Below are 11903 nucleotides of genomic sequence, written 5' to 3'. Positions count from 1 at the left end.
CGAACCAGGGACACGCGGATTTTCAATCCGCTGCTCTACCAACTGAGCTATCGAGGCGAAACTCGTTTGCGTTACAAGCGTTTTCGGCCTGTGCTGCTATGGGTGCGTATTAAACGGATTTCGGCCTAACAAGTCAACCGTTTTACCCGCTTTTTTTTCACTTTTGTGACCGTTTGCACATTGTTTACACAAAATGTGGCATTTTGGTTATTTTTCCGGCGGAACATAGCCTTCAATGGTCGGTTCAACGCCGTCAAATAAGTATGCCGACATTCTTTCTTCTAAAAACGCTCTGGCTTCTGGCTCCATCATATTCAGCTTATGTTCGTTAATTAACATAGTCTGCTTTTTTTGCCAATTGCCCCAGGCTTCTTTTGAAATATTATCAAATATACGTTTACCTAATTCTCCGGGATAAAGTTGAAAATCTAAGCCATCAGCGTCTTTTTGCAAATTATGACAAAAAACCGTTCTACCCATCATGCACCTCTATTGTCTTATCTTATAAACACCACTAGCGAAAATGTTCGCAGTTTACTTTGCCAGTGTTTTGATTATCTTCGTTGTTGGAGCAGCTAAACCTACTTCAATAGGTTCATCAAGCAAAAACCATCTCGACTCATTTTCTGCCACCCGCTTTTGTGGCGTTGAGTTTACCACGGCGATAAGCGGGGTTATATCTAAATGAAAATGGCTAAACGTGTGTCTGAATTCATCAAGCTGCTGTATTTCCTCTACTTCAATTCCCCTTTGAGCAAGTAGCGATATACCTTCTTCAGCAGATTGCGCTTCTAAAAAGCCATACAAACCTCCCCAGATACCACTTTGAGGACGTTGCTCAAGAAACACTTGCTGACCAAACATAGGAATGAGCATGTAGGTTTGTCTGACCGGCGTTACTTTTTTAGGTTTCTTACCCGGATAGTCAGTTTGCTTACCTTGTGCAAAGGCCACGCAATCACGCTGTAAAGGGCACTCATCACACTTTGGCTTGCTGCGGGTGCACACCATGGCACCTAGGTCCATCATCACCTGAGTGTAGTTCGCACAGCGATTTTGTGGAGTATTCTTATCAGCCACGTCCCACAGGGCATTCTCTACGGCTTTTTGTCCAGGCCAACCTTCAATAGCGTAATAACGTGCTAACACACGCTTCACGTTGCCATCTAAAATAGGATAACGCTCGTCTCTCGATAGCGAAAGTATGGCCCCCGCGGTAGAGCGGCCTATACCGGGAAGCGACACTACTTCATCGAGTGTAGGAGGAAAAACGCCTTCGTAATCTTCAACCAATATTTTAGCCGCTTTATGCAGGTTACGAGCACGAGCGTAATAGCCAAGCCCCGTCCAATGATGCAACACGTCATCTTGCGATGCATTGGCAAGCTCAAATACGCTTGGGTATGACGCCATAAATCTATTGAAGTATGGGATGACGGTGGCAACCTGCGTTTGCTGCAGCATGATTTCAGATACCCACACCTTATAGGGCGTAACATTTTGCTGCCACGGTAAATGCTTTCTACCATGCTCATCGAACCACGCTAAAACCCGTTGTGCAAAACTGTTATTGTGCTTTGTTTTTGTCATATTTTTCGGAAACTTACGCCTATATTTTGTGTACTATTCACTTGCTAAAACACCTTCATTTACCCGTTTGAATAAACATTCTATTCACTGTGCGCTATGGTAGCATGTACTCTCTTCTTCGTTTTTATTTAAGGTATCGTGTGTCTACACAAGCTCCCGTATTATTTTTCCCCGGAACTCTTTGTGACGAACGCATCTTTATGCCCCTCTGGCGGCAGCTTTCTATAGCCCAACGTCGCTTTGTTCCTCTGCAGTGGGCGTCCTCGAAAGAAGACATGCTAGCACTTAGCGAAGACCGTATACTTGCTGATGAAAAAGTTCACCTTGTTGGCTATTCCATGGGTGGCTTCATTGCTTCGCTTATCGCCGCCCGAAATAAGGCTAATATCGCTTCTATCACACTCATTGCGTATGATCCTGCTGGCCTATCTGCTGATGAGATAAGCCAGCGTGAAACCATGGTCAATAGCCTTAAAAAAGGGCAATTTAAACCTGATAACCACAACTATCTTGCTCGCTTTATCCACCCTTCCCGTTTAGCAGACACAAACGTGACTGATGTCGTTACGTCCATGGCTAAAGATTTGGGGAAAAGCACGTTGTTAGCGCATACACTTGCCTCGACACCAAGAGAGAATACACTTAAATTGCTTGAAAAGATTAATGCGCCAATAACACTTGTAGGCGCAATTGATGACAATATTGCACACATAGATTCGCTTAGGTACGCCGCGAAGTCGCTACCTAATGCATCACTGTATGAATTTGAAAACACGGGGCACATGATCCCACTTGAGCAAACCAGCCAGTTAGCGACTATTGTTGGCAAGTGCATTGGCGTACAAAAATAACACAGAATTTGTATTCTAGCGTTGCATATAAGGTGGGTAAGTGGATAATGCGCCAGCATAAAATTGGGTACGAAAGGCATTGCAAATGAGGCAATTCAAAAGTCAGGCAGAAGCAGAAGCTGCCGGTATATACATCAGTAAAGTAAAAAGCTACGTTAAGCGCGAAGGTCGGCTAACAAAAGGGCAAGAGAAAGCGCTAGAACAACACTGGCCAACTATGGGAATAGACTATTGTGATACGCCTATTTCCTTGTCTGAGCTGTTTGGCCGAGAGGCACCTGTTGTCGTTGAAATAGGTTTCGGCATGGGTAAGTCACTGGTTGAGATGGCTGCAGCTTCACCAGAGAAAGATTTTATCGGTATAGAGGTTCATAAACCTGGCGTAGGCGCATGCCTAGGAGATGCAGGAGAACTAGGACTTACCAACCTTCGCGTAATGGAACACGATGCGGTTGAAGTTCTCAAAAATATGTTACCCCAAGAGAGTTTGTCGCGCCTGCAACTATTTTTCCCCGACCCGTGGCATAAAAAGCGCCACCACAAACGTCGAATTGTACAAGCTGAGTTTGTAGAATTGATACGAACTAAACTAGCGATAGGCGGACACCTGCATATGGCAACAGATTGGGAACCTTATGCGCAGCATATGGCTGAAGTTGCCAATGGCAACGAAGGCTATACCAATACGGCACCTGAAGGTGATTACGTGCCTCGTCCTGACTACCGCCCAATTACTAAATTTGAAACACGCGGCCAAAAATTAGGTCACGGCGTTTGGGATCTCATTTATAAGCGAACGTCTTAATGATTTTATCTCCTCAAAGCCAACTTCTTGAGCGAAACATCTCGTTATTCGAAGAAGGGAAATGGGCGTTTGTTAATCCTTCAGATGCCTATTTTCTGGATGGTTTGAAGTCATCCGAAGTTACGGTTATTCATCAGTATTTTGATATTTTTGCAGAAAGTGTAAGAGTAATACCTTCTGTCACTCTAGACAGCCGAGATATCGACAAGTCGGGTTTTGAAGTAACCCAAAAGGTAGGTAACCACACGCATACCTTTGCACCGTTTGTTACTACCGAAAATGCATTTACCGATGTTATGTTGTTTTTGCCAAAGGCGAAAACTCACTTCCAATTGTTACTGCGCATGGCTGCAGGTATGGTGGGAGAGCACGGGCGAATTCATGTTGTTGGTGAAAATAAAGGTGGAATCAAGAGCGCCGCGAAGCTCATGCAGCAGTATGGCTCTCCTCAAAAAATCGACTCAGCTCGTCACTGCAGTTTAGTAACGGTAGTAGTTGAACAAGCTCATGGTGCTTTTGAACCTGATGCTTGGGTAGATGTTAGTCTTTATGAAGTGGACGACACCTCGTGGAATATCGCATCGATGCCCGGTGTGTTTAGCCATAAAGAGCTCGATGCTGGCACGCTACTGTTGCTTCAAAAGCACTCTACGTCTATGCGGGGCAACGTACTAGACTTTGCCTGTGGTGCAGGTGTTATAGCTAGCTACCTTATGCTCAGATACCCTCACTTAACATTTTTCTTATCAGATGTTAGCGCACTAGCACTCTACTGCAGCGCACTGACTCTTGCGGAAAACGAATTAAGCGCTACGATTTTCGCGGCCGACGGCTTACATGGTGTATCTCAGAAGGTGCAGCATATTATAACAAACCCGCCGTTCCACACCGGGATTAAAACCGATTACACCATCACAAAGCGGTTTATTTCTGATGCAAAAAAACAGCTTACCTCTAAAGGGACATTACAAATGGTTGCCAACCGTTTTCTGCCCTACCCGGGTTTGTTAGCAGAAGAGTTTTCAACGGTTTATACCAAAGCGCAAACATCGCAGTTCTCAATTTATGATGCATCGCTATAAGCCTTAAGTTGGCGGAGTAAAATAAAAAACGGATAAGCTTTGCATCCTAGTTAAACAATTTATATCGTACTGTTAGCGTGTCAGTTAAACGAAGCAATGTATATTTGCTCGTACGCAACCGTTGACACATTAGCAGTGATTATAGAAGGGATAACCCGTGGACATTGTATTTGCTATCTCGGAAGCAGAGGAACTTGTGAAAACGGGTGGTCTTGCTGACGTAGGTAAAGCACTCCCCTTGGCATTACAGGCGCTCGATGAAAACATCTGCATTGTCATGCCGTACTACAAGACGCTGAAAGAACAGTTAGATTTACCTGAAGACGAGGAAGTACACACCCTTTTCACCGAAAGTAAAGTGTATCATTTCAAGCTAAAGCATCTTCAGTGGCACGGCATACCGGTCTACTTTATCGACGCGCCAGACTTTTTCATGCGCGACGGCCTTTATTCCGACGCATACGATGCCTTCAGCGACAATGGAGAGCGGTTTAGTTTTTTCAGTGGCGCAGTGCTGCATGCACTAAAAGCACTTTCTCTTAAGCCCCAAGTCATTCATTGCCATGATTGGCACACGGCGATGCTTCCGTTTTTATTGTCGAATGAAAAAACGGACTATTTCGTCAATACCAAAACCGTTTTTACTATTCATAATGCCGCATTTCAAGGCGTACATAAGCTAGATGCCATTCCGTTTTTGCGTCATCATCCTGATATTGGCAGCCAAGTTCATGGCGGCTATATCAATATGCTACAAAGCGGCATTGAATTTGCCACCAAGGTCACTACCGTCAGTCCTAATTATGCTACTGAGCTTCTCACTGATTTAGGCAGCCACGGACTCCACGAGCGCTTGGTTAATCGCAAAAATGATTTAAGCGGTATATTAAACGGGTGCGACTACACCCAGTGGAACCCCGAGACGGATTCATTTCTGCCTGAAAACTACACGGTAGATAATTTACACGCTAAGCAGACCTGTAAAAAAGTGCTGCAACAAAAATCTGATTTACCACAGAATGTTAGCGTGCCTCTTATCGGCATGGTGTGTCGACTCACTGAGCAAAAAGGATTCGGTTATATACTCCCTATTCTCGACGACCTGATTGCGCACAATATTCAAATGGTTATTGTGGGCACGGGGGATCCAAAGGTGTGTATGGACTTGGGCGAATTTGCTCAGCAGCACCCTAATCAGTTTGCGTTCATCAATGGTTTTAGTTCAGAGCATGCTCATTTGGTCGAAGCCGGTGCAGACTTCTTTTTAATGCCGTCTCAATTTGAGCCTTGCGGCTTGAATCAGATGTACAGCCTTGCATACGGTACTATACCCATTGTGCGCTCAGTAGGTGGATTGAAAGACACCGTTGTAGATACCGGCGACAATAGCCAGCGCACTGGTTTTGTTTTTGATGAACCATCGCCAGCTGCGTTGCTTAGCTGTATTCGCAGAGCATTGCTTGCCTTTTATGAAGATAAGGACGCGTTTAGGGCAATGCAAATTCGAGGAATGAAAACACGCTTTACATGGCACACTGCGGCGCAGAATTACCAAAAATTGTACCGCAGCATGTAGAGTCAATGCGCTGAGTAACACATAGATTATTGTGTTTACTTACCTTTCTTTTTGCCAGGATATGCGCCAATATTAACACGGCATAGCAAAGTGGATTGAAAATAAAACGGACATGACAGACAAAGCAAGCAAGCTTTCTATACGCAACGTATTTTTGTGGACTGTGATGTCCGTCGTCACCGTATCGCTTGCAATATTGTCTTGTTTGTCTTTGTACATGCAAATAGATAATTATCGCAGCGAACTCAATAACAAAGCCTTTGTGCTTTCTGACTTCGTCGCCCGAACGTCTGCCCAATATATCATCAACAATAAAGACGAAGGCATAGCAAAAGAGTTAGGCCATCTCGTCGCGGCGCCTTATGTACTCAACGCTCATGTATACCGCAAAAAGAACCGACAGCAGGCTAATGTGGCAGTGCCGCAAATATTTGCGTCGTATAACAAAGTAGGTCAGCTCATGACCGGCGGTAAAGAAGCCCAATTAGAGGCACTGCTGCTAAATCCTACTATTTCCAATACCGGAGATTACTTAGAAGTAAGTACGAAGTCGTTTGATGCAGAAACCGGCATACACTTGGGCTGGGTGTATTTGAGACTTTCTACAAAAGACTTTAATGGCCTTACACAACGGGCCATATTTACCCATCTTGCTGCGGTAGTCATACTGCTGATCATTGCCTTTTACACCGCATTTAAAATGCAATTAGGCATTTCTAATCCCATTAAGTCATTAACCCACTTTCTTCAGCAAACTTCACGGCACCGAGATTATTCATCGCGTGCGAATGGGTCTACAATAAAAGAGTTAGACACATTAGCTGATGCGATTAACGTTATGCTGTATCGAATGCAAGAATATATGGAGATGCAGCAGCAGGCTGAAGAGCGTCATCGCAAGCTTAATTCAAGCTTAGAAGAAATGGTTAATGAGCGAACCACTGCGCTCAAAGACGCAAACCGCGAACTAATACAAACCTTAGAAAAGCTGCATCAGTTCCAAAGACAAATTGTACAAAATGAAAAGATGGCGTCTCTTGGCGATATGGTAGCTGGAGTGGCACACGAAGTGAATACGCCAATTGGTTTAGGGGTTACTGCGTCAACAATGATGTTAGACCGATTATCGGTTATTCAAAAAGATTTCGAAGACAAAACGTTGAAAGCAAGCGCAATGAAACGCTTTATTGACGAAAGCAACGAGAACTTAAACATCATATATCGCAATTTAAACCGCGCTGCTGAACTGATATCGAGCTTTAAACAGGTTGCGGTGGACCAATCTACAGAAAATAGTCGAAGTTTTTGCGTTGAACAGCTAGTTAATGAGATACTACTGTCGTTACAGCCTCGGCTCAAAAAATTAAAACACAACATCAACGTGAAATGCGCCCCTACCTTAAGCGTTGAAACCAAGGCTGGCCCAATTAATCAAATATTGATTAATCTAATAATGAATTCCGTTATCCATGGATTTGAATTCATGGAAACAGGCACGATAAATATTCGTGCTGAATTAGTTAGTGACGACAAATTAAAATTAGTTTATTCCGATGATGGAAAAGGCATACCGCCTGAGATCCGTAAGCGTATCTTCGATCCCTTCGTAACAACGAAGCGCGGACAAGGTGGCTCCGGTCTAGGTATGCATCTCGTATACAACTTAGTGACGCAAGCACTTCTTGGCTCTATTACCTTAACGAGCGAAGAAGGCGACGGAGTGGAATTTGTCATTATATTCCCCGTTTCTGATGCGAAATATGTGTAGTCACTGTATAAAGTATGAACTTTTGTTGAAATTTGTTGGCTAACCCCCAAAATCCTAACAGTAGCGATTTTCATAAGTTACTTGCAAATAAGTGTATGAATATTAAACTTTAACCAGTTAGTTGCTTAAACCGTATTTTTGAAAGAGTGTAGAACACCATGCAAACGCCAAATGTGTTAATTGTTGAAGATGAAGTGGTAACCCGTACCACGCTAAAAAGTTTATTTGAAGCGGAAGGGTACAATGTATTTGAAGCTGAAAACGGCAACCAGATGCACGATTTCTTCGAGAATCACGCAATCAATTTGGTCATTATGGATATCAACCTACCGGGTAAGAATGGCCTTATCTTAGCGCGCGAAGTGCGCGACCGTAAAAATGTTGGATTAATCTTCCTAACAGGTCGCGACAACGACGTAGATCGTATTCTAGGTTTGGAAATTGGTGCAGATGATTATCTTACTAAGCCATTTAACCCAAGAGAGCTAACCATAAGAGCGCGTAATTTGTTGTCTAGAACAACAAACTCTTCTGAAGATGATGACTTACCAAGTCGCGTTAACTTCAACGGTTGGATATTAGATGGCGACAGCCGCTCGCTTATCTCACCTACCGGCAAAGAGTTCCGTTTACCTCGCAGTGAGTTCCGTGCGTTGCATTTATTTTTAAGCAACCCTGGAAAAATCCTTACCCGCGAGCAGCTTATTATGGAAATGACAGGTCGCGAATTGCGCCCTAATGACCGTACCGTAGATGTGACTATTAGACGTATCCGTAAGCACTTCGAATCACACCCTTCTGAAGAAGAACTGATTGTGACTATCCACGGCGAAGGTTATCGATTTTGTGGTCAGGTAGATGGCTAATCGCCTCTGCACTTATAAAGCAATTAGAAACGTACGTTGTTACCAATCTGATTAACGAGAAAGCCGCTACTATGTAGCGGCTTTTTTACTATTTAGACTCTTCTTAGCGTTCGGAGGGCTCAGTCACTTATTGCCTTTATTAATTGGCAGTAACCGTGAGTGAATATGAATACCGCTTCTTCTCAAGCAGAAACTCTTTATGCGTACTCGGGCTCCAAGAATCATCCCCGCCGACCCCCATATGTGCATGGTCGATATACACAAAAATACAGTCTCGTGGGCTAAGGTCACAAGTATGCTTTGCAGCGTCTAACTGCGGCTGGCCGTATTCACTTACTGAGAAATAGAAGTCTCCAGAAACCGTTGTATTGCCAATGTTTAACATAGAGCACTGGCTTCGCAAGCCATTGTCAGTTGGAAAAATATAATCGGTGTGCATGTCTTTAATCGTGAGTTGATGAAGCGCAAATCTTGCTGCGGCTTGCCTGTCTGGATAGTTTTCAAATGGCCCCAGACCTTTCCATGTCACCGCTTCGGACTGTTCGAATTCATTTTCGCAAGCACTGCCTTCACCGTTGCTATCGTTATTATCCTCAACAAAAGACTGTCTTGGTACGGCAAACTGCACACCAATACGGGGAAGAGGTGGCAGGTTATCGGATAAGACAACGTCAATATCAATAGATAACGAAGCATCAGAATTCAGGGTGTATATCCACTTTGTTGCAGCGGTGGTAACACCGTCGTAACTATACTCAAATAACGATATTACACGAACGTCATGAGTGCTCTGTTGCACTTCTACCCCAGTACACTTGCGTATCCACTTCCCAATACCAGCCCGTCGCCATCGCGATTCCCAAGCATTAGGATCAGGGTTATCCACTTCACTCACACCAATATCATTATCAAGAGGCGCTCGGAAAAAGTTATCTTCTAGTGGTGCGCTCATTGTTTCGCTACCGTTAACTAACCAAGAGGTCAGCAGACCGCTTTCACTATTAAAGCAAACATCATGACTTCCAATGGTAATGGTTAACAAACTATCGTTTGTTGTTAGCTCCACCCCCGAGGCTGCGCTGCAACTTTCTTGCAGGGGCGTCAATGTAAACGGTGTGATACCCGCCGTGTTTTTGATGGATAGCTGTTCGGTATCGAGCACGTGACCGGCCTTAGCCCACTGGCAATCCTTTGCGGTAACAACGTCTACATTTAAGTGGTATTTCGCACCAGGCTTGTGCGTGACGTTAGTCGTAATCTCAATGGTATCGGTTTGCTGAGGCTTTATAGATAGACGCTGCTCACCTTGAGCAATACATTCACCGTCTTCTAATACCCTCCATTGCAATAATTCATTGTCCGTTGTTCTAAATACATAATCGCTAGAAATAGAAAGCGCATACACCGTCCCTTCGCTATCGGCTTTGTCTGATAATTCAAAACTAAGGTGTTGCTGACAGTATTTTGCTTCAAACAACGCCGGATGAGGCGTTCTATCAGGAAATAAGAGGCCATTGATACAAAACTGCCTGTCGTTGTAGGTATCGCCAAAATCGCCGCCATAAGCCCAATAAGGCACTCCGCTTTCGGTATGCTTCGTTAGGCCTTGGTCAACCCAATCCCAAATGAAGCCCCCTTGTAAACGAGGATAGGCTTTAAATGCTTTCCAATACTCGTCAAAGCTTCCCAAGCTATTTCCCATTGCATGCGCGTACTCACACAATATCACCGGCCTTGTCTCGTTTGGCATAGATAGCCATTTTTTAATCGCCCACTTTGGCACTGCATCATCTACTACATCGGTATCTACTCGAGAATACATTGGCGCCACAATATCGGTAGCCGTGGTATCGGCCCCTCCGCCTTCGTATTGCACAGGCCTTGATGGGTCAAAGGATTTTGCCCAACCGTACATGGCATCATGCGTTGGACCGTGACCACACTCGTTGCCCAACGACCAAATAATGATAGAAGGATGGTTTTTGTCGCGCTCTACCATTTGAGTGAAGCGGGCCATGTACGCCCCTGTCCACAATGGATCTCTTGATAGGCGACCCATAGGAAACATGCCGTGGGTTTCAATATTAGCCTCGTCAACAACATACAGACCATATTCGTCACACAGTTCATACCATCGCGGATGATTAGGATAGTGCGCCGTACGAACGGCATTAAAGTTATTTTGCTTAAGTAGCAAAATATCTTCAATCATATCGCTTTCGCTTATGGCATGACCTTTTGTCTCATGATGCTCGTGTCTGTTTACCCCTCGGATAAGCAAAGGCTTACCATTTACGCACAGCTGTCCGGCCTTCATTTGTACAGTGCGAAAGCCAACCTGATAGGCCTCTGTGTCTACCACCTGCCCAGCTTCATCAATTAGCGACACCACAATTCGATATAAGTAAGGCGTTTCCGCGGTCCAGTGCTTGGGCTCTTTTACCTCTAAGCTCTGGAACACCACATCATCCCACCCCCCTTTTTCATCGACGCGCTTGTTATTAGTTGTTGCAACAGCTCGTTCGGTAACGGCATGTGCTTTGTCAAATAACTGAATGCCAACCTGATAGTTTGCTGGGGCATTAATTGCCGTGCGAACAGACAGTGCACCGTCGCGGTAACATGCATCTAGCGTCGGCGTCACAAACACATCTTGAATGTGATGCAGAGGCTTTGTCACTAAGTTTACATCTCGAAAGATACCGCTTAGCCACCACATATCCTGATCTTCTAAATAGCTACCGTCTGACCATCTGATCACCATCACGGATAAACGGTTTTCGCCCACTATGAGCAACGCAGATAAATCAAACTCAGCAGGTAAACGACTATCTTGTGAGTAGCCCACATAACTGCCGTTACACCATAAATGAAATGCACTATTTACGCCTTCAAAAACAATGTGATTGCGTTTTAAAAGACTGCTTTCAGTTACGGTGAATGTTGTGCGATAACATCCTGTGGGGTTATCTGCTGGCACCGCAGGGGGATTCACATCAAAAGGGTATTTCACATTGCAGTAAATGGGTTTGTCGAAGCCTTCCATTTGCCAATTTGAAGGCACAGTGATGGGCTGCCACTGTTTGGCCTCATTCTCCGTTAGTGCTTGCGCGATTACCTCATCGCTGACAGCCTCCGGTGACGGGTATAACCTAAACATCCATTTGCCGTTGAGGCTAACCTTACTGGCATTGCGATTTTGAACTGCATCGTCTTCACTAACAAAACCATTGTGTGGCGCATGGGCATTGATTCGATTACGTTGATATACGAGGGGATTCTGCCAATCTTTCTGTGAAACAACTTGTTCAATGTCAGCCATGCATGGCTCCTGTGTGAAAACGCATTTGATACATCACAATATA

At 44.5% G+C, this 11903-nt stretch carries 9 protein-coding genes; 6 read left to right on the top strand and 3 right to left on the bottom strand.

Annotation, left to right across the window (positions count from 1 at the left end; genetic code table 11):
• Positions 1-207: 207 nt before the first annotated feature.
• Both V7R39_RS10535 and mutY read right to left on the bottom strand, forming a co-directional pair.
• A complete protein-coding gene (locus tag V7R39_RS10535; protein WP_032094830.1) occupies positions 208-480 on the bottom strand; it encodes an oxidative damage protection protein in 273 nt (90 codons plus the stop codon).
• Between the two features lie 54 nt (positions 481-534).
• Positions 535-1590 carry an A/G-specific adenine glycosylase gene (gene mutY, locus V7R39_RS10530; protein WP_334030599.1) on the bottom strand — a complete coding sequence of 352 codons (1056 nt, stop codon included), beginning with the start codon at positions 1588-1590 and terminating at the stop codon, positions 535-537.
• Positions 1591-1730: 140 nt separating this feature from the next.
• Here mutY and V7R39_RS10525 point away from each other — a divergent pair, with 140 nt between their 5' ends.
• The 6 genes from V7R39_RS10525 (at position 1731) to arcA (ending at position 8538) form a co-directional block, all read left to right on the top strand.
• A complete protein-coding gene (locus tag V7R39_RS10525; RefSeq protein ID WP_334030596.1) occupies positions 1731-2441 on the top strand; it encodes an alpha/beta fold hydrolase in 711 nt (236 codons plus the stop codon).
• Positions 2442-2526: 85 nt separating this feature from the next.
• Positions 2527-3246, top strand: coding sequence for a tRNA (guanosine(46)-N7)-methyltransferase TrmB (gene trmB / locus V7R39_RS10520; RefSeq protein ID WP_334030594.1), 720 nt, complete (start codon positions 2527-2529; stop codon positions 3244-3246).
• Positions 3246-4328, top strand: coding sequence for a methyltransferase (locus tag V7R39_RS10515; protein WP_334030593.1), 1083 nt, complete (start codon positions 3246-3248; stop codon positions 4326-4328). The genes trmB and V7R39_RS10515 overlap by 1 nt, the downstream gene beginning before the upstream one ends.
• A 157-nt stretch (positions 4329-4485) precedes the next feature.
• Entirely contained in the window at positions 4486-5904 is a 1419-nt protein-coding gene (gene glgA / locus V7R39_RS10510; protein WP_334030592.1) for a glycogen synthase GlgA, read from the top strand.
• Positions 5905-6016: 112 nt separating this feature from the next.
• The gene (locus V7R39_RS10505) at positions 6017-7672 is read left to right on the top strand and encodes a sensor histidine kinase (protein ID WP_334030590.1); all 1656 of its coding nucleotides are present in this window, start codon (positions 6017-6019) and stop codon (positions 7670-7672) included.
• Between the two features lie 158 nt (positions 7673-7830).
• Positions 7831-8538 (top strand): two-component system response regulator ArcA, encoded by a 708-nt coding sequence (gene arcA / locus V7R39_RS10500; RefSeq protein WP_032094823.1) that lies wholly within the window; start codon positions 7831-7833, stop codon positions 8536-8538.
• A 139-nt stretch (positions 8539-8677) separates the two neighbouring features.
• On the opposite strand, the gene V7R39_RS10495 is transcribed toward arcA, so the two are convergent.
• Positions 8678-11860 (bottom strand): beta-galactosidase, encoded by a 3183-nt coding sequence (locus V7R39_RS10495; protein ID WP_334030587.1) that lies wholly within the window; start codon positions 11858-11860, stop codon positions 8678-8680.
• Positions 11861-11903 lie beyond the last annotated feature (43 nt).

The sequence above is a fragment of the Alteromonas sp. P256 genome, assembly GCF_036864455.1.
Classification (GTDB): Bacteria; Pseudomonadota; Gammaproteobacteria; order Enterobacterales; family Alteromonadaceae; genus Alteromonas.
The sequence above is the reverse complement of the archived record's forward strand: the minus strand, read 5'-3'. Positions and strand labels throughout refer to the sequence as shown.

What these genes read in the sequence shown, in the direction of transcription:
- V7R39_RS10505 (WP_334030590.1), top strand. Translation starts at nt 6,017, where the DNA reads ATGACAGACAAAGCAAGCAAGCTTTCTATACGCAACGTATTTTTGTGG.
- V7R39_RS10515 (WP_334030593.1), top strand. Translation starts at nt 3,246, where the DNA reads ATGATTTTATCTCCTCAAAGCCAACTTCTTGAGCGAAACATCTCGTTA.
- trmB (WP_334030594.1), top strand. Translation starts at nt 2,527, where the DNA reads ATGAGGCAATTCAAAAGTCAGGCAGAAGCAGAAGCTGCCGGTATATAC.
- arcA (WP_032094823.1), top strand. Translation starts at nt 7,831, where the DNA reads ATGCAAACGCCAAATGTGTTAATTGTTGAAGATGAAGTGGTAACCCGT.
- V7R39_RS10495 (WP_334030587.1), bottom strand. Translation starts at nt 11,860, where the DNA reads ATGGCTGACATTGAACAAGTTGTTTCACAGAAAGATTGGCAGAATCCC.
- mutY (WP_334030599.1), bottom strand. Translation starts at nt 1,590, where the DNA reads ATGACAAAAACAAAGCACAATAACAGTTTTGCACAACGGGTTTTAGCG.
- V7R39_RS10535 (WP_032094830.1), bottom strand. Translation starts at nt 480, where the DNA reads ATGGGTAGAACGGTTTTTTGTCATAATTTGCAAAAAGACGCTGATGGC.